Here is a 24,401-nt window from a genome sequence, read left to right on the forward strand (position 1 = left end):
CCCGAAAGATGCGGCAAAACGAATAATCGTTCAACGCTTTCGTGGTTCCATGCCGGGAGGATGTACCCGACCCTTCGTGCCTCGTCTGACTATGCATGGGTCGGCTCGCGCGTCGCCGCCAGAGCGGCAAGCGCCGCGCTCCTTGCGGCGTCGTGGTCGACGATGGGGTGCGGATAGGTCTCGCCCAGCCGCACGCCCGCTCGGTCGAGAACCGGCCTCGACGCCTGCCATGGCGCGTGAATGGCCTCGTCCGGCAGGCCGGCGAGCTCGGGGACCCAGCGACGTACATAGGCGCCCTGCGGATCGAATTTCGTGCCCTGAAGCATTGGATTGAAAATCCTGAAATAGGGGGCGGCATCGGCTCCCGATCCGGCGACCCACTGCCAGCTCGCGGGATTGTTGGCCGGATCGGCATCGACCAGCGTGTCCCAGAACCAGCGCTCGCCGGCGCGCCAGTCGATGCGCAGGTGCTTGACCAGGAAGGAGGCGACAACCATGCGCACGCGGTTGTGCATCCAGCCTGTCCGCCACAATTGCCGCATGCCGGCATCGACGATCGGGTAGCCGGTCTGCCCGCGCTGCCAGGCGGAGAGCATCGCTGCGTCATCATGCCAGGGGAAGGCGTCGAAGCGGCTCTGGAAATTGCGTTCGGCGAGGTCTGGCCAGTGGAACAGCAAATGATAGGAGAATTCCCGCCAGCCCACTTCGGCAAGAAACTTGGCGACGTCCCTCCCGCCGTCCATGCCGGCTGCCATCTGGACGCGATGCCAGATCTGGAGCGGAGAGATCTCGCCGAAGCGCAGATGGGGCGACAGCCGCGAGGTCGATGCCAAGTCGGGCCGGTTGCGATCGTCCGAATAGCCCGCCAGCGGCCCATCGATGAAGGTGTCCAGAGCCGCCTGCGCGCCTGCCTCGCCGGGGGTCCATTCGTCGGGAAAACCGGTAGCCCAGTTCGGGTTACGCGGCTCCAGCCCCCAGGCGTCGAGAGTCTCGCTATCGACCGACATGGTCGGCGCGGGAACGGAATCAGGTGCCCTGAGCGGCCCTCGCAGGTCACCGAGTTTCTGATGCGCGCGCCAGAACGGAGAGAACACGCGCATCGGATCGCCAGCCGCCGACTTCACCTCCCAGGGTTCGCGCAACAGGTTGCCGGGAAAGCTCGATACGACGACTCCGCGCTCCTTCAGGCCCGCCTTGATAGCGGAATCGACTGCGATGCCGCCGGCATCGTAGCGGCGGTTCCAGACGACGCGCGCCGCGCCAGTCTCGGCCAGCATGGCCGGCAACACCTCGGTGGCGCGGCCGGCGCGCAGGATCAGCCGGTTGCCGCGCGCTCTGAGCCCGGCATCGAGCGACCGCAGGCTCTGCGCTAGCCACCAGCGCGCTGCACCGCCAGTGTTCCGACGGCCGGGCGTGCCGTCCTCGAAGACGTACAGGCAGACTATCGGAGCGCCTGTTTCACAGGCCGCGTTCAGGGCGGGATGGTCGGACAGGCGGAGGTCGTCTCGGAACCAGGCGAGGACGGGCTTCTGGGACATGGAGTAAATACGGATCGCAGGACCCGTCGGTTCATCGGACATGGCGCTGAGGTGGCCCGGCTCGACCTCGCTTCCCAGCGCCTCCCGACCGTCCCGAGAACTGTGCCGGAAAAAACGAAACCCCCGAAACGCCGACGCGCTTCGAGGGTTTCGGATTTGGCTCCCCGGGCCGGATTCGAACCAGCGACCAACCGGTTAACAGCCGGTTGCTCTACCACTGAGCTACCGAGGATCACGCTCAAGTCGTGAGAGCGGCGCGAATAACACAGGACCTTCACCGTTGCCAAGGCCCAATCGTCGTCTCCGGCGAGATTGCCGCGGGTAGGGCAGGGCGGCTAGCGTCGCCCGCATGAACAAACCACAGGCCGCCAGTGACCTGCGCCCCGTACCTGGCGCCCCCGACGGGCCGGCGGGCGCCGCGACCATGATTGTCTTCGGTCGTCGCTATGCCGTGCCGGCGACCCGCCTGAAGCGCCGCGTCGTCGGCTGGTCGTTCATCGCCGGCGGCGTGTTCAGCTTTCTTCCTGTCCTCGGGCCCTGGATGTTCCCGGTGGGGTTCGTGATCCTGTCCGTGGACAGCCCGCGCATGCGCCGGTCGCGCCGGCGCATGACCATCGCCATCGGCCGCCGGTGGCCGAGACTGAATGCGGCCATGATGCCGCGGCGGAAATGAACAGGGAAGGGGTGGAGGCCTCGCCCGGAATCGAACCGGGGTGCAAGGATTTGCAGTCCTCTGCGTAACCACTCCGCCACGAGGCCATCCAAAACTCGCCGGACGAGCCGGCGCGGAGAGGGCTCGCTCTAGCATGGTGTCCGGAGGGCCGCAACAACCGACAGGCATCGCAAGTCGTCTTGCGCTCGCGTGATCATGACCGCTAAAGACAGCGTGTCGGCAACCGACATGCCGCGACCGAAGGATCTTGCCCATGATGGATTTCGCCCGGGCGCGCCGCACGATGGTGGACACCCAGATTCGCGTGAACGACGTGACCGATTCGCGGATCATCGATGCCCTGATGGACGTGCCGCGCGAGAACTTTGTGCCCGACTCACGGCGCGCGCTGGCCTATCTCGATGACGATCTGCCGGTGAACGAGAGCGGCGAAGGCCCGGCCCGCCATCTCATCGAGCCCATGGTCCTCGCCAAGATGCTTCATGCCGCGGCGATCAGGCCAGACGAGACCGTTCTCGATGTCGGCGTCGCCACGGGCTATTCCGCCGCTATATTGGCCCATCTCGCCGCCCACGTCGTCGCCCTCGAGGAGGACACTGCGCTCGCGGCGACCGCCCGCAGCCTGCTGGCGCCGCAGGCGAATGTCGCTGTTGTCGAGGGACCTCTTGTCGATGGCGCCTCGCAGCGCGGACCTTTCGATGTGATCGTTCTGGAGGGCGCGGTCGAGGTTGTTCCGGCAAACCTCCTGAAGCAGTTGCGGCAAGGGGGGCGCCTCGTTGCGGTCGTCGGCCGGGGGCGTGCGGCCAAGTGCATGGTGCATACCCTGCGCGACGACGAGGTGAGCATGCGTCCTGTGTTTGACGCTGCCATTCCCGCTCTTCCCGGCTTCGAGGCCCCCAAGGCCTTTGTCTTCTGATCGTCGGCGCGGGTGTTGCTGTCGTGCCCCACCTGCCGGCCGAATGGTGGCCTAGACCGCACGCGGGGGTTTTCTCCGCTGGACAATTTCTTTAACCAATCCCCTATTGCCCGGGAGTTTCGGCGGATCGCTCCGGGGCGGCGCCAACAATGTAGGTGTTCGCAATGACCGGAGCCACGAGGTCTCGTGCCGGCTCCGCGACGGCAATTTCCGTCGCGATCCTCGCCGTCGTCCTGACCGCATCGTCCGCCCGCGCGCAGTCCATCGAGCAGACGCTCGTCCAGGCCTACCGCAACAATCCAGATCTCAACGCCGCCCGCGCCGGCGTCCGCGTGGCGAACGAGGGCGTCCCCGCCGCACTCTCGGGCTATCGTCCCTCAGTCAACGCCACGGTGTCTGCCGCCGGCCAGTACAGCGAATCGGCGACCGGTTCGACGCTGGGCGCGGTCGGAACCGACCGGGCGCTTCGCACCCTGCCGCGGTCGGCGACGTTGTCCGCGACGCAGATGCTCTTCGACGGCAACCGCACGACCAACTCCGTGCGGCAGGCCGATCAGAACGTGCTGCTGGCGCGTGAGACCCTGCGCAATACCGAGCAGACCGTGCTGCTCGCTTCCGCCACCGCCCACATGAACGTGCTGCGCGAGCAGGCCGTACTCGACCTGCGCCGCCGCAATGTGGAAGTGCTCCGCGAGCAGCTCCGCGCCACGCGCGACCGTTTCAATGTCGGCGAGGTGACCCGCACCGACGTCGCCCTCGCCGAATCGGCCCTGCAGGCGGCCCTGGCCGTCGCGAGCGGCGCCGAATCGGATCTGGCCAATGCGCGGTCGGTCTACATGCAGCAGGTGGGCGTTGCTCCCGGCCGTCTCGTGCCGGCGCGGACGATGGAGCGACTTCTGCCGCGCAATCTCGACGGCGCCATCATCGCGGGCCAGTCCGAACACCCGGCCATCAAGGGCGCCCGGCATGGAGCCGACGCTCAGCTGCTACAGGTCCGCATCGCCGAATCGGCGCTCTATCCGACGCTGTCTCTTTCCGCTTCTGTCACGCGCGCCGCCGAGCAGACCGTGCAGGCCTCGCAGACCTTCTCGGCAGCTGTCGGCGCCACACTGACCATTCCGATCTTTGCCAACGGCGGCCGCGACTACGCCACCATCCGCGCGGCGAAGGAGGGCTACGGCCAGCGGCGCATCCAGATCGAGACGGCCGCTGCCAGCGTCCGGCAGGCGGTGACCCAGTCCTGGGCGGCGCTGGAGGCTTCTCGCGCGCAGATCCAGGCAGCCGAGGTCCAGGTGCGGGCGCAGGAAATCGCCGTTAACGGCATCCGCGAGGAGTACAAGGTCGGCCAGCGCACCATCATCGACGTGCTCAATGCGACCCAGACCCTGACCGAGGCGCGCGTTGCGCTCGTGCGGGCGCAGCGGGATCGCGTGGTGCTGTCCTATTCGGTCCTTGCGGCCATGGGGCGCCTCAACGGAAGCCGGCTTGCCCTGCGCACCGAGATCTTCGACCCGACCACCCACTACAACCAGGTGCGGGATCAGTGGATCGGCGTCCGCACTCCGGATGGTCGGTGAGGGGCATCCGCCCGGTCTTGCCGGGCGGACGAAGGCTGTGGATCGCTGAACCTCAGGTTGGCCACCCGGGCCGCCACAGTGCATAGTCGGCGGAGTTGATTCGGAAGCGATTCGGTCCCCTGCTGATCTGCAGAACCTGCGCTTTCGATGCGTGCCACGCTGGGGATTCGTGGGGATGTCACAGGCGGCCAAGGCCAACGAACCGTCGATGGAGGAAATCCTCGCGTCGATTCGCCGGATCATCGCCGACGACGAGCCCGCCAAGCCGGCCGCAAAGGCGCCTGCGCCGGCCCCCGAACCGCCCCCGGCTCCCGAGCCGAAGGCCGAGGAAGCGCCGAAGTCCCAGGACGACATCGACGCGCTGCTCGCCGGTTTCGACGAGATGGATGCGGAGCCCGAGCCTCCGCCGCCTCCACCTCCGCCCGCCCCGAAAGTGACGGCGCCCGAGCCCGACATCTTCGATCTCAGCAAGGCCGACGCCGTCCCGGAACGCATGGGCCTGATCAAGCCGATCAACCAGCGCGCCGATATCGAGTTCATGGAGATGGTGTCGGCTCCGGAGCCGGTGCGGATGCCTCATCCTGCGCCGCCGGCTGCAGCCGCTCCGGCGCTTCTGTCGGCGGAAGCCCATGCCGCCGTGGGTGCAGCCTTCGGTTCGCTTGCCAGCTCGATGCTGGTGGGAAACCGGACGATCGAGGACCTGTTGAAGGACATGCTGCGTCCCATGCTCAAGACATGGCTCGACGACAACCTGCCGCAACTGGTGGAGAGGCTCGTTCGCGCCGAGATCGAACGGGTCTCGCGCGGTCCCGGACGCTGACCCCGGACTATTGCGCACTGAGGCGGTCGAGCCGGGCGCGGAACCACAATGTCATGATCGGCATCAGGACCGCCGCCGCGATGAACAGCGGCTGGGCGCCGAAGGCGTCGTAGACGAGGCTGGTGGCGAAGACGCCGACCGTCTGACCCGCGAAGAAGCAGCAGGCGAAGGTGGCGATGGCGGCACCTCTGGCCTCGGGGTTGATCTGCGTTGCCAGGATCTGCAGCGAATTGTGGAACAGCGCGAAGCCGCCGCCGCCGATGGCAATGGCGATGGCGACGAGCCAGAGCCATGGCGAGACTGCAATCAGCGCAAAACAGAGCAGGAAGGCAGTCGTCGAAAAGATGATCAGGGTGCCCTGCGAGAAGCGCGCGAGCAGCGTCGGTGCGAACCACGAATAACCGACCGCGCCGAGGGCGCTGAGCGCCGTCAGGGCGCCGATGGCCGTGAAGCTGATGCGAAAGGCCGTGTGCAGATAGGCTCCCACAAAGGTGAAGGCCCCGAAGAAGATGGCGGCCTCCAGAAAGACAGTGGCCAGCACCAGCCGGCCGAGGGGCGAGCGCCCGCTGGCCGCGATCTGGCGGAACGAGCCGATCAGCCCGCCCTCCGGAATCGCCGAGCGCCGCGACAGCACCGCATTGGTCCGCAACTGCACTGACAGGGTCGTGCCCGCGGCAATGAGGAAGGCCCCTACCATAACGAAGACGGCCTGCCAGCCGAAGGCGTCGGCGAGGATGCCGCCGATCGCCTGACCGCTGACCGCACCGGCGCTCATGAAGATCATGTAGCGGGCAAGGACCGCCTGGCGCTGGCCCATCGGAATGGTGTCGCCGATGAAGGCGAGGCAGTTGGGGATGATCGCCGCGCCGGTGAGCCCGGCCAGCAGGCGCAGGATGGCGATCTGGTCGATGCTGGTGGCGAAGGCGCAGGCCAGCGTGAAAAGCCCGCAGAGCGTCGCGCCCAGCGCCACCATCCGCACCTTGCCGTAGCGGTCCCCGAGGGGGCCGGTGATGAGCTGGAAGCCGCCATAGGCGACGGAATAGGTCGTCACCACGATAGCGGCGGCACCCGGCGTTGTCCCGAAGGCATTGGCGAGCTTCGGCAGCAGCGGGTCGCAGAAGCGTAGAGCTGCCGAGGAGGCGAAGCTCGCCAAGCCGAGGATGAACAGCGCCCGCCATGGGACGGCGTCGGGAGGCAGGGCGTCGTCGGCGGGAGAACTCATCAACAGCCTATGTGCCCTGTTCCCGCACTGCGGCAAGTCACGGCTTCGCATGGCAGAAATGTTGACTTCTCGGTCCGGGCGCGGCTTTGGTGCGCTCCCACTGCCGCTCAGCCGCCGGACTGTCATGCTCGAGAAGACCTATTCGCCCAAGGATATCGAGGCCCGCATCGCGGCCGCATGGGACGAGGCCGGCGCCTTCCGCGCCGGACGGCCCGAGCGCGCGAGCGCCGAAACCTATTCCATCATGATCCCGCCGCCGAACGTCACGGGATCGCTGCACATGGGCCACGCCCTCAACAACACGCTGCAGGACGTCCTGTGCCGCTACCAGCGCATGCTCGGCAAGGATGTGCTCTGGCAGCCGGGCACCGACCACGCCGGCATCGCGACGCAACTCGTCGTCTCGCGCCAACTCGCCGAGAAGCAGATCCAGATGCGCGACCTCGGCCGCGAGAAATTCATCGACAAGGTCTGGGAATGGAAGGCGGAGAGCGGCGGCACGATCTTCAACCAGCTGAAGCGCCTCGGCGCCTCCTGCGACTGGTCGCGCGAGCGTTTCACCATGGGCGCGAGGGGCGAGGCCTCCGACCAGATGGTCCGCGCCGTCACCAAGGTCTTCGTCGATCTGCACAGGGCTGGCCTGATCTATCGCGACAAGCGGCTGGTGAACTGGGATCCGGAGTTCCAGTCGGCGATCTCCGACCTCGAGGTCGACAGCCTCGAGGTTCGGGGCAACCTCTGGCACTTCAAGTATCCGCTGAAGGACAATCCCGGCGAGTACATCGTCGTCGCGACGACGCGCCCGGAGACGATGCTGGGCGATACGGCCGTCGCCGTCCATCCGGAGGACGAGCGCTACCGGCATCTGATCGGCAAGACGGTGGTGCTGCCGCTGGTGGGTCGCGATATTCCGATCGTCGGCGACACCTATTCCGATCCCGAGAAGGGCTCGGGCGCGGTGAAGATCACGCCTGCCCACGACTTCAACGACTTCGAGGTCGGCAAGCGGCACAACCTCGAGCTCATCAACATCTTCGACGCCTCTGCGGTGGTGAACGAGAACGCTCCGGAGGCCTATCGTGGCCTGCCCCGCTTCGAGGCGCGCAAGAAGGTTGTCGCCGACCTAGAGGCCCTTGGCCTCGTCGACAAGATCGAACCGCACACCCACATGGTGCCGCATGCCCAGCGCGGCGGCGCCGTCGTCGAGCCCTGGCTCACCGAGCAATGGTATGTCGACGCCGCGACGCTGGCGAAGCCCGCTCTCGAAGCGGTCCGCAAGGGCGAGACGCGCTTCGTGCCGGAGCGCTTCGCCGGTGACTACTTCCGTTGGCTGGAGAACATCCAGCCCTGGTGCATCTCGCGCCAGCTCTGGTGGGGTCACCAGATCCCGGCCTGGTACGCCGAGGATGGCGAGGTCTTCGTTGCGGCCAGCGAGGCCGAGGCGCAGGTCCTCGCCGATGCGCATTTCGACCGGGCAGGGGTGCCGCTCACCCGCGATCCCGACGTGCTCGACACCTGGTTCTCGTCCGGTCTCTGGCCGTTCTCGACTCTCGGCTGGCCGGACGACACGGCCGAGCTGAAGCGCTTCTACCCGACCTCGACCCTCGTCACCGGCTTCGACATCATCTTCTTCTGGGTCGCCCGCATGATGATGCTGGGCCTGCACTTCATGGAGGAGAAGCCCTTTTCCGACGTCGTCATCCATGGCCTCGTGCGCGACGACAAGGGTCGCAAGATGTCGAAGACGCTTGGCAACGTCGTCGATCCGCTCGGCCTCATCGACGAGTTCGGCGCCGACGCGCTGCGCTTCGCGCTGGTGGCGCAGGCGAGCCAGGGCTCGGACGTGAAGTTCGCCCGCTCGCGCGTCGAGGGCTATCGCAACTTCGCGACCAAGCTGTGGAACGCCGCCCGCTTCGCTGAGATGAACGAGTGCCGCCGGACCGCCGAGTTCGACCCGGCCGCCGTGAAGACGACGCTGGCCAAGTGGATCGTCGGCGAGACGGCGAGGGCCGCGGCCGACATCGAGGCCGCCATTCAGGCCTACAGATACAACGACGCGGCCGGCGCGGCCTATCGCTTCGTGTGGAACATCTTCTGCGACTGGTTCCTCGAGTTCGCCAAGCCCATCTTCACCGGCTCCGACGAGGCGGCGAAGGCCGAGGTGCGCGCCGCGACCGCCTGGACGCTGGACCAGATCCTGAAGCTCCTGCATCCGTTCATGCCCTTCATCACCGAGGAGCTGTGGACGGTGACAGGAGAGACCGGTCCCGCGCGCGCGGGCGTGCTGGCGCTCAGCTCCTGGCCGAAGCTCGACGGGCTCGGCGACGGGTCTGCGGAAGCCGAGATCGGCTGGCTGGTCGATGCCATCACGGCGATCCGGTCCGTTCGCGCCGAGATGAACGTCGCTCCGGGCACGCAGGTGCCGCTCGTGCTTCTGGGTGTTTCCGACAAAACAAAAGCACTTGCAGAACAATACGGCGATCTTCTCAACCGGCTTGCGAGGTTGGCGGGGATCACGGCGGCGTCCGGGGCGCCGACAGGATCGGTGCAGATCGTCGTCCGCGGTGAGACGCTGGCGCTTCCCATGGCCGGCCTGATCGATGTCGCCGCCGAGCGCACCCGTCTCGCCAAGGCGCTGAAGGAAGCCGAGGCCGACATCGCCCGATGCGACGCCAAGCTCGGCAACCCCAACTTCATGGCCCGCGCCGCCGAGGACGTCGTCGCCGAGCAGCACGAGAAGCGCGCCGAGGCGGTCGAGCGCAAGGCGAGTATCGAGGCGGCACTGGCGAGGCTCGCCGCTCTCGTGTGAGCCCGCGCCAGAGGCGCAGCGTCCTCATCTGTCTCATGCTTTGACACCGGCGTGGCGCCAGCCCGCCGGTGTTTTCGTGTCATTTCCGCAACAGCCTGGAACGGCTCGCATCGGCACGATCCGTTCACCATTTTTCGCCGCAATCCCGCCACAGCCCCAAGCGCAGAAATCTACCGACAAATTTCCTTCTTGCAGGTCAAATGATCTGCGATCCGCTCGAATGGCCGCCGCGTTCATGCTGTCCCGTTGTTCGTTTCATTCGGTTGCGTGTCGCCCTGCCTTCGATCAGGGCGCGGATAGCCGTATCGGAGCAGCGACATGAGCGGGGCCACCTTCGACAAGTCCAGGCTGCCGAGCCGTCACGTCACCGAAGGGCCGTCCCGCGCCCCGCATCGCTCCTATCTCTATGCGATGGGTCTGACGACGAAGCAGATCCACCAGCCCTTCGTCGGTGTCGCCACCTGCTGGAACGAGGCCGCCCCCTGCAACATCGCGCTGATGCGTCAGGCCCAGGCGGTCAAGAAGGGCGTGGAGTCGGCTCAAGGGACCCCGCGCGAATTCTGCACCATTACGGTCACCGACGGCATCGCCATGGGCCATGCCGGCATGAAGTCCTCGCTGCCGTCGCGCGAGATCATCGCCGACTCCGTCGAGCTGTCCATGCGCGGCCACGCCTATGACGCGCTGGTCGGCCTCGCCGGCTGCGACAAGTCGCTGCCCGGCATGATGATGGCCATGGTGCGTCTCAACGTGCCGTCCATCTTCATCTATGGCGGCTCGATCCTGCCGGGCACGTTCCGCGGCCGGCAGGTGACGGTTCAGGACCTGTTCGAGGCGGTCGGTCAGCATTCGGTCGGCGCGATGAGCGACGAGGACCTTGACGAGTTGGAGCGGGTGGGGGCGCCCTCTGCCGGCGCCTGTGGCGCCCAGTTCACCGCCAACACCATGGCGACCGTGTCTGAGGCCATCGGCCTGGCGCTGCCTTATTCGGCCGGCGCCCCGGCGCCCTACGACATCCGCGACGCCTTCTGCTACGCCGCCGGCGAGAAGGTGATGGAACTGATCGCGAAGGGCATCCGCCCGCGCGACATCGTCACCCGCAAGGCGCTGGAGAATGCCGCGACAGTGGTCGCCGCGTCGGGTGGCTCCACCAATGCGGCCCTTCATCTGCCGGCCATGGCGCATGAATGCGGCATCAAGTTCGACCTGTTCGATGTCGCCGAGATCTTCAAGAAGACGCCCTACATCGCCGACCTGAAGCCCGGCGGGAAATATGTCGCCAAGGACATGTTCGAGGCCGGGGGGATCCCGCTCCTTATGAAGGCGCTGCTCGACGGCGGCTACCTGCACGGCGACTGCATGACCGTGACCAGCCGCACGATGGCGGAGAACCTCGAGAAGGTGCGCTGGAACCCCGACCAGGATGTCGTTTATCCGACCTCCAGGCCGATCACCAAGACCGGCGGTGTCGTCGGTCTCAGGGGCAATCTGGCCCCGGACGGGGCGATCGTGAAGGTCGCCGGCATGAAGACGCTGAAGTTCAAGGGACCGGCCCGCTGTTTCGACCGCGAGGAAGAGTGCTTCAAGGCCGTTACCGAGCGCACCATCCGGGACGGCGAGGTCATCGTCATCCGCTACGAGGGGCCCAAGGGCGGCCCCGGCATGCGCGAGATGCTGGCGACCACCGCCGCGCTCTACGGTCAGGGCATGGGCGATAAGGTGGCCCTGATCACCGACGGCCGCTTCTCGGGCGCCACGCGCGGCTTCTGCATCGGCCATGTCGGACCGGAAGCCCAGGTCGGCGGCCCCATCGCCCATGTTCGCGATGGGGACATAATCGAGATCGACGCCGTCAAGGGAACGCTCAAAGTTCGCCTTACGGCCGCCGAATTGCGGGCGCGTAAGAAGGACTGGAAAGGCCCGAAGCCTACCGAGTTCGGTTCGGGCGCCATCTGGAAATACGCCCAGCAGGTCGGACCTGCGGTTGACGGTGCCGTGACCCATCCGGGCGGTGCTGGGGAAAAGCACGTCTATGCGGATATCTGATGTCATGAGGGTGCGTGTCGCATTCGTTGCGCTGGTTCTGACGGCGGTCCTGCCGGCGGGCGGCGCCGTGGCGCTCGACGGCCAGCCGGCGGGGGACGCCCGTTCGGCGCTCGACGCCTTCCGCGCCTACGGCCGCGCGCTGCGCGACGGCCGGACCGACGAGGCCGTCTCCGCGTTGCAATATGCGGCGAGCGGTGGCCACGCCGCTTCCGCCTGGCGGCTCGGCCGCATGTACATGGAAGGCGAGGGGGTCGCCCGGTCGGATCTGAAGGCCTTCGAGACGTTCCGCCAGATCACCATCACGCGGCGCGAAGAGGGTCCCAACTCACCCGACGCGCGTTTCATCTCCTCCGCCTTCGTCGCCATGGGCAACTACCTCGTCGAGGGCATTCCCAACAGCTATGTACGCCCCGACCCGGGCAAGGCGGTCGAACTCTATTTCTACGCGGCCTCCACCTTCGGCGACGCGGATGGCCAGTTCCGGCTCGGCCGTATGCTGCTGGAAGGCAAGGGCGCCCCGCGCGATCCGCGGCAGGCCGCCCGTTGGCTGCAGCTTGCAGCGCAGAAGAGCCACCACCAGGCGCAGGCGGTTCTCGGCCATATGCTGTTCACCGGGCGTGACGTGCCGCGCGCCGCGCCCCGCGGCCTGATGTTCCTGACGCTGGCCAAGGAAGCCGCCAGCGACAACGAGGCCTGGATCAGCGAAATGTACGAGGAGGCGATGCGGCAGGCCTCCGACGACGAGCGCGGCGTCGCGCTGCGCATGGTCGAGAACTGGATCAAGACGGTCCGCCGATGACGGGGCCGCGGCGATGACCATGGTCGACAGCGCCCTGTTCACGCCAGCAGTCCTCGCTCAACCCGCCGAACCGTTGGGGACGCTCGCCTTCCTCCGCACGCTGGTCCGCAATCCGCTTGCGACCTGGCCGCAGGCGGTCTTCGAGGATCCGACCTGCTGGCTCTCCTTCGCAGGCCGGCCCCTGCTCTTCGTCATGGATCCGGCCCTCATCGACGAGGTTCTCGTCGGCAAGGCCGCTGTCTTTCCCAAGGCGCCCATCATCCGCCGCACGATCGGGCCGGCGGTGGGTAACGATTCAATCTTCACGGCCGAAGGTGCAGCCTGGCGCTGGCAGCGACGCGCCGCCGCGCCATCCTTCCGGCACGGCACCATCCTCGGTTTCGTGCCGACCTTCTCCGCCGCAGCCGGGCGCACCGTGGCGCGCCTCACCCACCAGGCCGGCGAGACAGTCGACGTCTCCGAGGTCATGATGGAGACGACCTTCGACGTGATCGTCGAGACCATGCTCTCCGGGCATGCGAGCTTCGACACCCGCCGGTTCGGCCGGGAAATATCGCGCTATTTCGACACCGTCGGGTGGATGGCGGCATGGGCGACGCTCAGGCTGCCGGCCTGGCTGCCCTATCCCGGCCGGCGCGGCGCCATGGCCGGCAATCGCTTCCTCCGGCAGGAAATGGCGCGCGTCATCGCCGAACGACGGGCGCGACCGGGCGACGTGCCTGATCTCCTCGACTTCCTCATCGCTGCCAGCGATCCGGAGACGGGCAGGGCGATGACCGATGCCGAACTCGCGGACAATCTCCTCACCTTCGTGGTCGCCGGCCACGAGACGACCGCCCTCGCGCTGACCTGGGCCTTCTGGCTGGTCGCCAATGCTCCGGACGTCGAGGCGCGGCTTCTGGACGAAGTGACGCGCGTCGTCGGCGACGGGCCTGTGGAAGCCGGCCACATCGACCAGCTCGTCTATGCAAAACAGGTGGTTCAGGAGGCGATGCGCCTCTATCCGCCAGCGCCGCTCATTCCCCGCATCGCCGCCGAGGACGTGCAACTCGGCGGCGAGACCATCCGCAAAGGCACGCCGGTCTATGTCCCGGTCTATGCGGTCCACCGCCACCAGTTGATCTGGCAGGCTCCGGACGCCTTCGACCCCGATCGCTTCGCACCAGAGCGCGCCCGGACAATGCACCGCGGCGCCTATCTGCCTTTTGGGGCCGGCCCGCGCATCTGCATCGGTGCGGCTTTCGCCCTCGCCGAGGCTGCCGCGATTCTCGCAACTGTCATCCGCGATGTCCGGTTCGTTCCGCTGCCCGGACACCGGCCGATGCCGAACGTGCGCCTTACGCTCAGGCCGGACGGCGGAATGCCGATGACGGTCGAGCCGCGTCAGACGCGGATCTCGCACCATACCGGCACGTGATCGCTCGGCTTCTCCCAGCCGCGCACATGCCTGTCGATGCCGGCCGTCACCAGCCTGTCCGTCGCCTGCGGCGAGAGCATCAGGTGGTCGATGCGGATGCCGTTGCTCCGCGGCCAGGCACCGGCCTGGTAGTCCCAGAACGAGTAGAGGCCGGTTGAATCGTCGCAGGCCCGGAGCGCGTCGGTGAAGCCGAGGGCTGCGAGCTCGCGCAGCTTGCCCCGCGACTCCGGCTGGAACAGCGCGTCGTTCACCCAGTCTTTCGGGTTCTTCGCGTCCTCCGGCATGGGGATGACGTTATAGTCGCCGCAGAGCAGGAAGGGCTCCTCCAGCGCGAGGCGGTCCCTTGCGTGGCGGATCAGCCGGTCTATCCAGGCGAGCTTGTAGGTGAATTTCTCGGTACCGATCGGATTGCCGTTGGGCAGATAGAGGCTGGCGATCCGGACGGCGCCGCTGGCAGTCGACACGACGGCTTCCAGATAGCGCGCCTGTTCGTCCGTCTCGTCGCCGGGAAGGCGGGCCGTGACATCCTCCAGCGGCAGTTTCGACAGGATGGCGACGCCGTTGTAGGTCTTCTGGCCGTGGGTCGCGACATTGTAGCCGGCGCTCTCGAAGACCTCGCGCGGGAAGGCCTCGTCGACGCATTTCAGCTCCTGCAGGCAGACGACGTCGGGATCGCGCTCCTTCAGCCAGGCGAGCGTGTTCTCCACCCTGATCTTGACGGAATTGACGTTCCACGTGGCGACGATCATGACGGGTCCTGCGATTCTGGCCGGGTGCAATCTAGCGTCAGCCTGCCACGCGGTCGCCCCCAACACGACAGCAGCCGACGGGAGACGGGTCTCATGTGGATCGAAAGCGAAGAGGCGCTGAGGGCGCTCTACGGCCCGGCCGGCGAAGCCTCGCTCGCAAAGGAGGTTCCGGCGCTGACGCCGCAGTATCGCGCACTGATCGAAGCTTCACCCTTCTGCGTCCTCGCCACCTCCGGGCCCGGGGGGCTCGATGCCACGCCCCGCGGCGATCCGCCGGGTTTCACCGCGTACTCGACGACAAGACGCTGGTGATCCCGGACCGGCGCGGCAACAACCGCATCGATAGCCTCCTTAACATCGTGCGGGACCCGCGCGTCGCGCTCCTGATCCTGGTGCCGGGGGTGTCGGAGACGCTGCGGGCCAACGGCCGCGGCCGCATCACCACCGACCCGGCGCTGCTGATGCCGGCGGCCATGGACGGCAAGGTGCCGGTCACCGGCCTCGTCATCACCGTCGAGAGCGTCTATTTCCAGTGCGCCAAGGCGCTGGTGCGTTCGCGGCTGTGGGATCCGGCGGCGCAGCGCGACCGCTCGGAACTGCCGACCCCCGGCCAGATGCTGAAAGGCGCCAAGGCGGGCCTCGACGCCGAGGCCTACGACAAGGCGCTGCCGGCGCGGCTCGCCGCGACGCTCTACTGATCAGATCGAGAAGCTCGTCCCGCAGCCGCAGTTGGCGACTGCGTTAGGATTGCTGAGCTTGAAGGACGATCCAATAAGGTCGTCGACCCAGTCGAGCTGCGTACCGGTCATGTAGGGCAGGGACACCTCGTCGATGAGAACGGTGGCGCCGGCCTTCTCGATGGCGAAGTCGTCGGCATTGCGTTCCGTCGTGAAGCCGAAGCGGTACTGGAAGCCGGAACAGCCCCCGCCCTCGACCGAAATGCGCAGCATGGAGCCGGGGGGCTCGGTCGCCATGACCCTGGCGATGCGGGCTGCCGCCCTGTCGGTGATGCCGACGGGGGGTGCGAGGGTGTCTGTGTCTGCGGTCATGCTGGATGTCTCCCCGGTTCAAGGCCGGAAACACACAAATGGGGAAGGGCGTCGCCTTGCGGCAGGCTTGCCCCATAGGTATGTGCGCCATGGGGCCCGGTCAATCGGCCGAGGCCCGACGTTTTCTTGAATGAGCCTCGCGCGGTCGCATTCGCCGGCCGGCGTGGCGATCGGGGGCCGGCATGGCGGTCGCGAGCTATTTCTATCCGCCGCTGGCGCCCTTTGCCTGCGATGCCCGCCTCAGCCGCGGCCGTCTCGTGCCCGAGCCGGCCTCGCCGACCCGCACCGAGTTCCACCGCGACCGCGACCGTATCGTCCATGCCACGGCCTTCCGGCGCCTGAAGCACAAGACGCAGGTCTTCGTCTCGCCCGAGGGCGATCACTACCGCACTCGCCTGACCCACACGATCGAGGTCGCACAGATCGCCCGGTCTCTCGCGCGTGCGCTCGGGCTCGACGAGGATCTGGCCGAGACGCTGGCGCTCGCCCACGACCTTGGCCACACCCCGTTCGGACATACCGGCGAGGACGCCCTCGACGAGGTGATGCGGCCCTATGGCGGCTTCGACCATAATGCCCAGTCGCTGCGCATCGTCACCCGGCTGGAGAGGCGCTATGCCGGCTTCGACGGCCTTAATCTCTGCTGGGAGACGCTCGAGGGGCTGGTCAAGCACAACGGCCCGCTGCTCGAATCCGACGGCAGCCCCACGGCGCGCTACAGTACCCGCGGCATCCCGGTCGCCATTCTCGAATATGACGCGTTGCAACCGCTCGACCTCGCCACCCATGCCAGCGCCGAGGCACAGGCCGCCGCCATCTCCGACGACATCGCCTATGACGCCGCCGACATCGACGACGGCCTGAGGGCAGGGCTCTTCACCCTCGACGATCTCGGCGACGCGGTGCCAATGGCGCGCGAGTTCCTCGCCGAAATCCGCCGCCGCTATCCGACGCTGGAGAAGGGGCGCGAGATCAACGAACTGACGCGCCGTGTCATCACGCGCCTCGTCGAGGACGTGATCGCCGAGGCCTCGCGGGCCATCGGCGAGGTGGCCCCGGCCGATGCCGATGCCATTCGTCGCTGCGGTCGGACGCTGATCCAGTTCTCCCCGGCCATGCAGGCCTATGACGCAGGCATCAAGGCCTTCCTCTTCACAAACGTCTATCGCCACGCGGAGGTGGTGCCGATCCGGGCCAATGCCGCCGCCGTCGTCCGCGACCTGTTCGCTGCCCTTTTCGTAAACCCCGAGGCCATGCCGCCGCAATGGTCGGCGGGCGTCGCCCAACTCGACGAGGCCCGGCGCGCCCGGCGCGTCGCTGACTACATCGCCGGCATGACCGACCGTTTCGCCCTTGACGAGCACCGCCGCCTGTTTGCCCACACTCCCGATCTGCGCTAGAGGCGACCGCTTCTGGTCAGGTCATCGGCATGAACATTTTCGCAGTCTTCACCCAGCATGTGCGCGCGGCGGTCTCCGCGCTCGCCTCGGACGGCATCGTCCTGCCGGAGGCCTCGCTCGACCGCATCGTGGTCGAGGCGCCGCGCGATCCGACGCACGGCGACCTCGCCACCAACGCCGCCATGGTCCTGTCGAAGGATGCCGGACTGAAGCCGCGCGATCTCGCCGAGAAGATCGCTGCGCAACTATCGCGCCTCGACGATGTCGTGCGCGTGGATATTGCCGGCCCCGGCTTCATCAATCTTGCGGTCGCGGCCTCGATCTGGCCCAAGGTGCTGAATGCTGCCGTCGCCGAAGGGGACGCCTTCGGCCGGGCTGCCATGGGCGGCGGCGCCAAGGTGAACGTCGAATATGTTTCGGCCAATCCGACCGGCCCCATGCATGTCGGCCATTGCCGCGGGGCCGTTTTCGGCGACGCGCTAGCCAACCTGCTCGATGTCGCCGGCTACGACGTCACGCGTGAATATTATATCAACGATGCCGGCGCGCAGGTGCAGGTGCTGGGGCGCTCGGCTTACCTTCGCTACTGCGAGGCGCTCGGCGAGACGATCGTCATCCCCGAGGGGCTCTATCCTGGCGACTACCTGAAGCCGGTCGGGCAGGCGCTGGCGGCAAAGTATGGTCCGGGCCTGCGCAGCGCGCCGGAGGCCGAGCGCCTGGCGATCTGCCGCGACGCCGCCATCGACGCCATGATGGAGGAGATCCGCGGCGATCTCGCGGCGCTGAATGTCAGGCACGCGGTTTTCTTCTCGGAGAGGACGCTGCAGGCGCCGGTCGACAAGGTGCGGGCGGCAATCGAGACCCTGCGGGCGCAGGGCAACATCTACGAGGGCGTTCTGGAGCGGCCGAAGGGGGCCGATGACGACGAGTGGGAGGAGCGCGAGCAGACGCTGTTCCGCTCCACCGCCTTCGGGGATGACGTGGACCGTCCCCTGATGAAGTCGGACGGCAGCTATACCTACTTCGCCTCCGACATCGCCTACCACAAGGACAAGGCCGACCGCGGCTTCCTCGAGCAGATCGACGTCTGGGGCGCCGATCACGGCGGCTACGTCAAGCGCATGCAGGCCGCGCTGAAGGCGATCACCGGCGGCCGCGCGGCGCTGGATGTGAAGCTCGTGCAACTCGTGCGGCTGTTCCGCGACGGCGAGCCTGTGCGCATGTCGAAGCGCTCCGGCGATTTCGTCACCCTGCGAGAGGTCGTCGACGAGGTCGGGCCCGATGCCGTCCGCTTCATGATGCTCTACCGCAAGAACGACGCGACGCTCGACTTCGATCTGGCGAAGGTGAAGGAGCAGTCGAAGGACAACCCCGTCTTCTACGTCCAGTATGCCCATGCTCGTTGCCGGTCGATCCTGCGGAATGCGCAGGCGGCGATGTCGGACCTCGACCTGTCGTCCGCCGCCCTGTTGTCGGCGCCGATGGACCGGCTCGACGACGAGGGCGAACGCGCGATCATCCAGCGGCTCGCCCAGTATCCGCGCCTGATCGAGGCAGCCGCCCAGGCCCATGAGCCGCACCGCGTCGCCTTCTTCCTGTACGAGCTTGCATCCGACTTCCATTCGCAGTGGAATCGGGGGAAAGATTCGCCGCATTTACGCTTCATTATGGAAAATGATCGACAAATGACGTCGGCGCGCCTTGCGCTGGTCCAGGGTATCGTGACCGTTCTCAGATCGGGTCTTGCGATCCTCGGTGTCGAGGCCGTCGAAGAAATGCGTTGATCGCGCCGCGCGTATCGTTAGCGGCGCCCACCGACGGCGGGGCCCATGGCCAACGACAACAGTCTGCGTAGCTACCGTGACTACGACGCTTACGACCGGGACGCCCGCGAGGCGGAGCCCGTCGTGCGCGGTCACGGCGAGGGCAACCCGCTTGCCGATCTGGCCCGCATCATGGGGCAGGACGAGACCTATGCCGATCTGCTGAAGACGGTGGCGCGGACCCGGGGTGACGCGGCCCCGCAGGAGCCCGAACTGGCCGATCGTCACGAGGACGAGCATATCGACATCCCCGCGATGAACCTGCGTGCAGGTTTGCACGCCGACGGCGTGGACTGGGACGATCTTGAGGCCGAGCTCGCGCACTACCGGCAAACTGCCGACGGCGCCGAGGCCGAAGATTTGGCGCATGCCGACGAATTGCGGGACGGTCATCACGACTGGGATGCCTCGGGTTCGCGCGATGACGATCTGGAGCGCCAGTTTGCGGCAGAGTTCGAGCGGTCTTACGGTGACAGCCGTGATGCGACGGGATCGCGTGACAGTTCCGATCCGACCGGGGCCTACGGCGCTGCCGTGGCCGCCGCTGCGGCCGGCGCAGCCGCGACGTGGGCGATGAGGTCCCGTCAGGGAGCCGGTGGTGAGCGCGGCGACCACGCCCGCTCCGCTGGCGCCGAGACCTATCCGGCGGCGGACCCGTCTTTCCTCGACGACTATGCCGAAGAGGCACCGCCGCGTCGGCGCCGCGGGGGCGTGACCGCCATTGCGGCCGTCCTCGGGTTGGCCGTACTCGGTGGCGGTGGTGTCTACGCCTATCGCTCGCTGAACGGAACGGCGGGAGCAGGCGGCGAGCCGCGGGTGGTTCGTGCCGACACGTCTCCCGTGCGGGTGGCTGTCCAGCAGGCGCAGGACGCCAAGCCGGTGACCGACCGCGTCCCCGGCGGCGACCGTGTCGTCTCCCGTGAGGAGCGGCCCGTCAGTCTGCGCGAACAGGCGGCCCAGGTTCAGGTACCGCCAACGCCGGCGCGCGTCATTCCCCTGATTCCGGCGCCGACGGCCCCGGCGGGCGTCGTTACCGATCCCGGCCAGCCGCCGGTGCGTACCGTCAGCACAATTCCGGTGGCAGCCGGCGGCGGCCTGCCGCTCGCGCCTCAGGCGTCTCGCGCACCTGTCCAGGCAGCCGCGCCGGCGAGGGTGGTGGAGGAGCCGCGCTGGGTTCGCACCGTCCAGGTCGGTCCGGATGGCGCGCCGCTTTCGGCTCCCGCACCCCTCATGCCGGCTCCGGCCGTGTCGTCGCAGTCCCCGCTTTCCGTGGTTCCGGCGACACCAGCTCCGGCCGCCTCGGCGCCGCCCGCCGCTCTCGCCGCTGCCGAGTCGCGCGCTGCTCCCGTTCCCGCCCCCCGTCCCGCCCCGACCCTGCGCGTGGCGCGCGCCGAGCCCGCCGCCGAGCCGGCGCGGCCGGCTTCACGTGGCGCCACCGCGCCGCAGCCGCTCGACCTCGGTCCGCAGCGCACCGCCTCGGTGCGAGGCGCTGCCAGCGCAACCGGCGGCACCTTCGTGCAGATTTCGTCGCATCAGACCGATGCCGAGGCGCGCTCGGCCTTCTCGTCGGCGCAGCGTCGCTTCCCAATGCTGCAGGGTCAGGCGCCGAATATCCGCATCGCGGAGATCCCGGGGCGTGGCACCTGGCATCGCCTCAGGGTTGGCCCCTTCTCGCGCGAGGAGGCCCAGAGCTTCTGCCAGCGGCTGAAGACGGCCGGCGGTTCCTGCGTCCTCAACTGACCGATGGGCGTTCAGGCGCTGATCCTCGGCTGCGCTGGCGCGCAGCTGACGGCTGACGAGACGGCCTTCTTCCGCGACCTGGATCCCTGGGGGCTGATCCTGTTCCGGCGCAACTGCCTGGACGCCGATCAGGTCCGCAGGCTCACCGGCGATTTCCGCTCGTCTGTCGGACGGTCGGACGCCCCGGTGCTGATCGACCAGGAGGGCGGACGCGTGCAGCGCCTCGGTCCGCCGAACTGGCCGAAATATCCTCCCGCCCGGGCTTTCTCGCAGATCGCTGCCAACGACCCCTTCGTCGGCCGTGAGATGGCGCGGCTTGGGGCGCGCCTGATGGCTCACGACCTGCGCGCGCTCGGTATCACCGTGGACTGCGCGCCGGTGCTCGACGTGCCCGTCGCGGGCGCCCATGACGTCATCGGCGACCGCGCCTTTTCGCTCGACCCGCGGGAGGTTGCGAACCACGGTCGCGCCGCCGCTGAAGGGCTTCTTGCAGGCGGTGTCCTGCCGGTGGTGAAGCACATTCCCGGCCACGGCCGGGCAGGGGCCGACAGCCACAAGGATCTGCCCGTCGTCGATGCGCCCATGGAGGCATTGGCGGCATCGGACTTCCTGCCGTTCCGGACTCTGACCGACATGCCGCTCGCGATGACCGCGCACGTGGTCTACACCGCGATCGACCCTCGCCGCCCGGCGACCACGTCGCGCATAGTGATGCAGGAGGTGGTGCGCGGCCTGATCGGCTATGACGGGCTGGTGATGACCGACGACCTGTCGATGAACGCGCTGGCCGGCTCCCTGGGGGAGCGCGCGCGCGCCGCCTATGCCGCGGGCTGCGACGTCGTGCTTCATTGCAACGGCAAGTTCGATGAGATGATGGAGATCGCCGCTCGCGCGCGCGCGCTGGCGGGTAAGGCCGGGCGGCGGGCGGAGGCGGCGCTGGCGCGGATCCGCCACGAGCCTGATCCCTTCGATGCCACGGAGGCTCTCGCGCGCTTCCAGGACGTCCTCTCCCGCGCTCAAGCCCCGTCGTCCACAGGCTTTGCCGCGGACCATGCCCTGAGCGTCTGATCTGCGCTATCATCGCGCGCCGGCCGTTCCGGCGTGGAACCCTGCATGGCGCGCCCGTCCCATCCCGTCGGCAGCAATGTCCTTCCCTTCGAGAGCCTCGCCGAGCGGGGCACGTCGGAGCCGGCCTTCGTCGTCGATCTCGACGGGTTCGAGGGACCGCTCGACATGCTGCTGGCGCTGGCCCGCACGCAGAAGGTGGATCTGTCGAAGATCTCCATCCTCGCGCTCGCAGACCAGTATCTCGGCTTCATCGAGGAGGCGCGGAAGATGCGCCTCGAACTGGCGGCCGACTATCTGGTCATGGCCGCCTGGCTCGCCTACCTGAAGTCGCGGCTGCTCCTGCCCGAACCGGGCAAGGGCGAGGAGCCGTCCGGCTCCGAACTCGCCGAGGTTCTGGCCTTCCGATTGCAGCGGCTGCAGGCCATGCGGGACGCGTCCGCCAAGCTGATGACCCGCCACAGGCTCGGCCGCGATGTCTTCGGTCGCGGTGATCCCGAACCCATCGTGGCCCTGGCCGCCCGCACCTGGGATGCCTCGCTCTATGATCTCCTGACCGCCTATGCGCAGCAGCGGCAGAAGCTGGCCCTGTCCCATGTCCGCATGGAGCACCGCACCGTCTGGTCGCTGTCCGCGGCGCGCGAACTCCTCGAGCGGCTCGTCGGCAGCGCGAGCGACTGGACACCCCTCGACGCGTTCCTGCTCGACTATCTCGTCACCGAGGACAAGCGGGCGACCGTCTTGGCGTCGAGCTTCGCCTCGACCCTCGAACTCGTGCGCGAGGGGGTGCTCGAGGTGCAGCAAGACCGGCCGCTCGGAACCCTGTACATGCGCCGGCGCAAGCCCGATCCGGCTTCCCAGCCGCCGGAGACGTGATAGAAGCCGCGCATGAGCCATGACAACGACAGCGACGACGGTGGCGCCCAATTGCGCCTCGGCGCGCCCGTAGGCGTCGTCGAGGGACCGGTGGAGCAGTTGCGCATCGTCGAGGCGCTGCTCTTCGCCGCTGCCAGTCCGCTCGACGAGGCGGCCATCGCCGAGAGGCTTCCGCGTGGCGCCGATCTGAAGCTGCTGCTGGCCACGCTGCAGGCCTTCTACGCCCCACGTGGCGTCAATCTGGTCCGGGTCGCCGGCAAATGGGCCTTCCGCACCGCCGAGGACCTCAGCTTCCTTCTGCATCGGGAGACGACCGAGGAGCGCAAGCTCTCGCGTGCCGCCCTCGAGACGCTCGCCATCATCGCCTATCACCAACCGGTGACGCGCGCCGAGATCGAGGAGATCCGCGGCGTGACGGTGGCCAAGGGCACGATCGACCTGCTCATGGAGACCGGCTGGGTGCGCATCCGTGGTCGCCGCAAGGTGCCCGGCCGCCCGGTTACCTTTGGAACCACACCGGCCTTCCTCGAGCATTTCGGCCTCGAGGCGATCGGCGACCTTCCGGGCCTCGACGACCTCAAGGCCGCCGGCATGCTGGACGGGCGTCTGCCGCCGGGCTTCCGCATTCCCGTCCCCAATGACGATCTGGCGCTCAGGGACGACGAGGAGCCGGACGATGGCGCCGAACTCGACCTGATGCTGTCGCCCCGCGCCGACGGGGACGGGGCATGAGCCGTTCGCTGATGGATACCGTCACGCGCTGGGGACGGCGCGGCACGGCCGGAACGTCGATCGCCTCGTCGCTGACTTTCGAGGAGGTGGTCCATGGCTACGGCCATGTCCGGGCGCTGGCGGGAATCTCGCTCACGGTGGCTCCGGGAGAGATCCTCTGCCTGCTCGGCCCGTCTGGCTGCGGCAAGACGACGCTGCTGCGCGTCGCGTCCGGGATCGAGAAGCCGCTGTCCGGCCGCGTGCTTATCGATGACCGCGAGGTGGCAGGTCCCGCCGCCTTCGTCCCGCCCGAGCGCCGGGGCATCGGCCTCGTGTTTCAGGACTTCGCGCTGTTCCCGCACCTGACAAACCTCGCCAACGTGATGTTCGGGCTCCGCGCGCTCCCCAGGACGGAGGCCGAGAACACCGCGCGCCTCGCCCTCAGTCGCGTCGGGCTGGCCGACCATGCGCTGGACTATCCGCACACCCTGTCCGGCGGGGAGCAGCAGCGGGTGGCGCTCGCCCGCGCCATTGCGCCTCGCCCGGGCATCCTGCTGATGGACGAACCGTTCTCGGGGCTCGACAGTCGACTGCGGGACACCATCCGCGAGGAAACCCTTGCGGTCATGCGCGAAACCCGCGCCACCTGCATTGTCGTCACCCACGATCCGGAGGAGGCCATGCGGATGGCCGACCGCATCGTGCTGATGCGCGAGGGGCGGATCGCGCAGATCGGCACGCCGCTCGACCTCTACAGGGCTCCCGCCGATCTTGATACCGCGCGGTTCTTTTCCGACGTCAACGAAGTGCCCGGTGTGATCCGGGGCGGGCGCATCATCACTCCGGTGGGCTATTTCGACGCACCGGGTCTGGCCGAGGGGACGCAGGCCGTCGCAGCCATCCGGCCGCAATCGTTGCTGCCGAAGCCGGCGGGCATGTGCATCCCCGGCCGCCTCGTGGCGCGCCGGTTCCTCGGGGAGGTGGAACTCCTCGAGATCGTCGTGCAGGGACTCGATGCTCCGCTCAAGGCGCGGGTGCGCTCAGCCGAAGGGCTCAATCCCGGCCGCGACATCGGCGTTGACGTTACCGCGGCGGAGGTTCTTGTTTTTGCCGCACCCGCCGCATAGTTTCCGAAGCGAACGGTCGATCCAGGACCGCAGGAATAATCAGG

19 protein-coding genes, 2 tRNA genes and 1 pseudogene are annotated in these 24,401 nt (G+C 67.8%); 16 read left to right on the top strand and 6 right to left on the bottom strand.

Annotated elements, in window-relative coordinates; all coding sequences use genetic code 11:
* Positions 1 to 89 precede the first annotated feature (89 nt).
* Together ACJ4V0_RS10310 and ACJ4V0_RS10315 are read right to left on the bottom strand one after the other, a co-directional pair.
* The gene (locus ACJ4V0_RS10310; RefSeq protein ID WP_448299480.1) at positions 90 to 1,538 is read right to left on the bottom strand and encodes a cryptochrome/photolyase family protein; all 1,449 of its coding nucleotides are present in this window, start codon (positions 1,536 to 1,538) and stop codon (positions 90 to 92) included.
* Between the two features lie 157 nt (positions 1,539 to 1,695).
* Positions 1,696 to 1,770, bottom strand: a tRNA-Asn gene (locus ACJ4V0_RS10315).
* Positions 1,771 to 1,887: 117 nt separating this feature from the next.
* Here ACJ4V0_RS10315 and ACJ4V0_RS10320 point away from each other — a divergent pair.
* Positions 1,888 to 2,211: a hypothetical protein gene (locus ACJ4V0_RS10320; protein WP_448299481.1), complete on the top strand. Its 324-nt coding sequence runs from the start codon at positions 1,888 to 1,890 to the stop codon at positions 2,209 to 2,211.
* Between the two features lie 12 nt (positions 2,212 to 2,223).
* Here ACJ4V0_RS10320 and ACJ4V0_RS10325 read toward each other — a convergent pair.
* Positions 2,224 to 2,297: transfer RNA gene (locus ACJ4V0_RS10325), tRNA-Cys, on the bottom strand.
* 167 nt (positions 2,298 to 2,464) lie between these two features.
* Here ACJ4V0_RS10325 and ACJ4V0_RS10330 point away from each other — a divergent pair.
* From ACJ4V0_RS10330 to ACJ4V0_RS10340, 3 genes are all read left to right on the top strand, one after another.
* The gene (locus ACJ4V0_RS10330; protein ID WP_448299482.1) at positions 2,465 to 3,127 is read left to right on the top strand and encodes a protein-L-isoaspartate O-methyltransferase family protein; all 663 of its coding nucleotides are present in this window, start codon (positions 2,465 to 2,467) and stop codon (positions 3,125 to 3,127) included.
* Positions 3,128 to 3,291: 164 nt separating this feature from the next.
* Positions 3,292 to 4,704, top strand: a complete 1,413-nt coding sequence (locus ACJ4V0_RS10335) for a TolC family outer membrane protein (RefSeq protein WP_448299483.1) — start codon at positions 3,292 to 3,294, stop codon at positions 4,702 to 4,704.
* A 175-nt stretch (positions 4,705 to 4,879) separates the two neighbouring features.
* Entirely contained in the window at positions 4,880 to 5,524 is a 645-nt protein-coding gene (locus ACJ4V0_RS10340; RefSeq protein ID WP_448299484.1) for a DUF2497 domain-containing protein, read from the top strand.
* 7 nt (positions 5,525 to 5,531) lie between these two features.
* On the opposite strand, the gene ACJ4V0_RS10345 is transcribed toward ACJ4V0_RS10340, so the two are convergent.
* The gene (locus ACJ4V0_RS10345; protein WP_448299485.1) at positions 5,532 to 6,746 is read right to left on the bottom strand and encodes an MFS transporter; all 1,215 of its coding nucleotides are present in this window, start codon (positions 6,744 to 6,746) and stop codon (positions 5,532 to 5,534) included.
* A gap of 124 nt (positions 6,747 to 6,870) precedes the next feature.
* Here ACJ4V0_RS10345 and ACJ4V0_RS10350 point away from each other — a divergent pair, with 124 nt between their 5' ends.
* The 4 genes from ACJ4V0_RS10350 to ACJ4V0_RS10365 all read left to right on the top strand — a co-directional run bounded on the left by ACJ4V0_RS10350 (position 6,871) and on the right by ACJ4V0_RS10365 (position 13,817).
* Positions 6,871 to 9,555 (top strand): valine--tRNA ligase, encoded by a 2,685-nt coding sequence (locus tag ACJ4V0_RS10350; protein WP_448299486.1) that lies wholly within the window; start codon positions 6,871 to 6,873, stop codon positions 9,553 to 9,555.
* Between the two features lie 318 nt (positions 9,556 to 9,873).
* Positions 9,874 to 11,601: a dihydroxy-acid dehydratase gene (gene ilvD, locus ACJ4V0_RS10355; protein ID WP_448299487.1), complete on the top strand. Its 1,728-nt coding sequence runs from the start codon at positions 9,874 to 9,876 to the stop codon at positions 11,599 to 11,601.
* 4 nt (positions 11,602 to 11,605) lie between these two features.
* The gene (locus ACJ4V0_RS10360; RefSeq protein ID WP_448299488.1) at positions 11,606 to 12,400 is read left to right on the top strand and encodes a tetratricopeptide repeat protein; all 795 of its coding nucleotides are present in this window, start codon (positions 11,606 to 11,608) and stop codon (positions 12,398 to 12,400) included.
* Between the two features lie 13 nt (positions 12,401 to 12,413).
* On the top strand, positions 12,414 to 13,817 hold the full coding sequence (locus tag ACJ4V0_RS10365; protein ID WP_448299489.1) for a cytochrome P450: 1,404 nt from the start codon (positions 12,414 to 12,416) through the stop codon (positions 13,815 to 13,817).
* Here the strand turns inward: ACJ4V0_RS10365 and xth are convergent.
* Positions 13,784 to 14,566 (bottom strand): exodeoxyribonuclease III, encoded by a 783-nt coding sequence (gene xth / locus ACJ4V0_RS10370; RefSeq protein ID WP_448299490.1) that lies wholly within the window; start codon positions 14,564 to 14,566, stop codon positions 13,784 to 13,786. The two genes, ACJ4V0_RS10365 and xth, sit on opposite strands and share 34 nt — an antisense overlap.
* A 93-nt stretch (positions 14,567 to 14,659) precedes the next feature.
* Between xth and ACJ4V0_RS10375 the strand changes: the two are divergent.
* Positions 14,660 to 15,264, top strand: a pseudogene (locus tag ACJ4V0_RS10375) (pyridoxamine 5'-phosphate oxidase family protein).
* On the opposite strand, the gene ACJ4V0_RS10380 reads toward ACJ4V0_RS10375, so the two are convergent.
* Positions 15,265 to 15,615: a HesB/IscA family protein gene (locus ACJ4V0_RS10380; RefSeq protein WP_448299491.1), complete on the bottom strand. Its 351-nt coding sequence runs from the start codon at positions 15,613 to 15,615 to the stop codon at positions 15,265 to 15,267. It abuts the pseudogene before it with no gap.
* 182 nt (positions 15,616 to 15,797) lie between these two features.
* Here ACJ4V0_RS10380 and ACJ4V0_RS10385 point away from each other — a divergent pair, with 182 nt between their 5' ends.
* The 7 genes from ACJ4V0_RS10385 to ACJ4V0_RS10415 are packed head-to-tail and all read left to right on the top strand — an operon-like array spanning position 15,798 to position 24,357.
* Complete coding sequence (locus ACJ4V0_RS10385) at positions 15,798 to 17,015, top strand: deoxyguanosinetriphosphate triphosphohydrolase (RefSeq protein ID WP_448299492.1); 1,218 nt, start codon at positions 15,798 to 15,800, stop codon at positions 17,013 to 17,015.
* Positions 17,016 to 17,044: 29 nt separating this feature from the next.
* Positions 17,045 to 18,799 (top strand): arginine--tRNA ligase, encoded by a 1,755-nt coding sequence (argS, locus tag ACJ4V0_RS10390; RefSeq protein WP_448299493.1) that lies wholly within the window; start codon positions 17,045 to 17,047, stop codon positions 18,797 to 18,799.
* Between the two features lie 45 nt (positions 18,800 to 18,844).
* Complete coding sequence (locus tag ACJ4V0_RS10395) at positions 18,845 to 20,578, top strand: SPOR domain-containing protein (protein ID WP_448299494.1); 1,734 nt, start codon at positions 18,845 to 18,847, stop codon at positions 20,576 to 20,578.
* Positions 20,579 to 20,581: 3 nt separating this feature from the next.
* Complete coding sequence (gene nagZ, locus ACJ4V0_RS10400) at positions 20,582 to 21,646, top strand: beta-N-acetylhexosaminidase (protein ID WP_448299495.1); 1,065 nt, start codon at positions 20,582 to 20,584, stop codon at positions 21,644 to 21,646.
* Between the two features lie 45 nt (positions 21,647 to 21,691).
* The gene (locus tag ACJ4V0_RS10405) at positions 21,692 to 22,519 is read left to right on the top strand and encodes a segregation and condensation protein A (protein ID WP_448299496.1); all 828 of its coding nucleotides are present in this window, start codon (positions 21,692 to 21,694) and stop codon (positions 22,517 to 22,519) included.
* 12 nt (positions 22,520 to 22,531) lie between these two features.
* A complete protein-coding gene (scpB, locus tag ACJ4V0_RS10410) occupies positions 22,532 to 23,251 on the top strand; it encodes an SMC-Scp complex subunit ScpB (RefSeq protein ID WP_448299497.1) in 720 nt (239 codons plus the stop codon).
* Positions 23,248 to 24,357 (top strand): ABC transporter ATP-binding protein, encoded by a 1,110-nt coding sequence (locus ACJ4V0_RS10415; RefSeq protein ID WP_448299498.1) that lies wholly within the window; start codon positions 23,248 to 23,250, stop codon positions 24,355 to 24,357. The genes scpB and ACJ4V0_RS10415 overlap by 4 nt, the downstream gene beginning before the upstream one ends.
* Positions 24,358 to 24,401: the final 44 nt, after the last annotated feature.

The organism is Phreatobacter aquiterrae (genome assembly GCF_053471285.1).

Excerpts from the sequence above, each read along its gene's own strand:
- ACJ4V0_RS10345 (WP_448299485.1), bottom strand. The coding sequence starts at position 6,746 with ATGAGTTCTCCCGCCGACGACGCCCTGCCTCCCGACGCCGTCCCATGG.
- nagZ (WP_448299495.1), top strand. The coding sequence starts at position 20,582 with ATGGGCGTTCAGGCGCTGATCCTCGGCTGCGCTGGCGCGCAGCTGACG.
- ACJ4V0_RS10415 (WP_448299498.1), top strand. The coding sequence starts at position 23,248 with ATGAGCCGTTCGCTGATGGATACCGTCACGCGCTGGGGACGGCGCGGC.
- ACJ4V0_RS10340 (WP_448299484.1), top strand. The coding sequence starts at position 4,880 with ATGTCACAGGCGGCCAAGGCCAACGAACCGTCGATGGAGGAAATCCTC.
- ACJ4V0_RS10350 (WP_448299486.1), top strand. The coding sequence starts at position 6,871 with ATGCTCGAGAAGACCTATTCGCCCAAGGATATCGAGGCCCGCATCGCG.
- ilvD (WP_448299487.1), top strand. The coding sequence starts at position 9,874 with ATGAGCGGGGCCACCTTCGACAAGTCCAGGCTGCCGAGCCGTCACGTC.
- ACJ4V0_RS10380 (WP_448299491.1), bottom strand. The coding sequence starts at position 15,615 with ATGACCGCAGACACAGACACCCTCGCACCCCCCGTCGGCATCACCGAC.
- xth (WP_448299490.1), bottom strand. The coding sequence starts at position 14,566 with ATGATCGTCGCCACGTGGAACGTCAATTCCGTCAAGATCAGGGTGGAG.
- argS (WP_448299493.1), top strand. The coding sequence starts at position 17,045 with ATGAACATTTTCGCAGTCTTCACCCAGCATGTGCGCGCGGCGGTCTCC.
- ACJ4V0_RS10320 (WP_448299481.1), top strand. The coding sequence starts at position 1,888 with ATGAACAAACCACAGGCCGCCAGTGACCTGCGCCCCGTACCTGGCGCC.
- ACJ4V0_RS10395 (WP_448299494.1), top strand. The coding sequence starts at position 18,845 with ATGGCCAACGACAACAGTCTGCGTAGCTACCGTGACTACGACGCTTAC.
- ACJ4V0_RS10365 (WP_448299489.1), top strand. The coding sequence starts at position 12,414 with ATGACCATGGTCGACAGCGCCCTGTTCACGCCAGCAGTCCTCGCTCAA.
- scpB (WP_448299497.1), top strand. The coding sequence starts at position 22,532 with ATGAGCCATGACAACGACAGCGACGACGGTGGCGCCCAATTGCGCCTC.
- ACJ4V0_RS10310 (WP_448299480.1), bottom strand. The coding sequence starts at position 1,538 with ATGTCCCAGAAGCCCGTCCTCGCCTGGTTCCGAGACGACCTCCGCCTG.
- ACJ4V0_RS10330 (WP_448299482.1), top strand. The coding sequence starts at position 2,465 with ATGATGGATTTCGCCCGGGCGCGCCGCACGATGGTGGACACCCAGATT.
- ACJ4V0_RS10335 (WP_448299483.1), top strand. The coding sequence starts at position 3,292 with ATGACCGGAGCCACGAGGTCTCGTGCCGGCTCCGCGACGGCAATTTCC.
- ACJ4V0_RS10385 (WP_448299492.1), top strand. The coding sequence starts at position 15,798 with ATGGCGGTCGCGAGCTATTTCTATCCGCCGCTGGCGCCCTTTGCCTGC.
- ACJ4V0_RS10360 (WP_448299488.1), top strand. The coding sequence starts at position 11,606 with ATGAGGGTGCGTGTCGCATTCGTTGCGCTGGTTCTGACGGCGGTCCTG.
- ACJ4V0_RS10405 (WP_448299496.1), top strand. The coding sequence starts at position 21,692 with ATGGCGCGCCCGTCCCATCCCGTCGGCAGCAATGTCCTTCCCTTCGAG.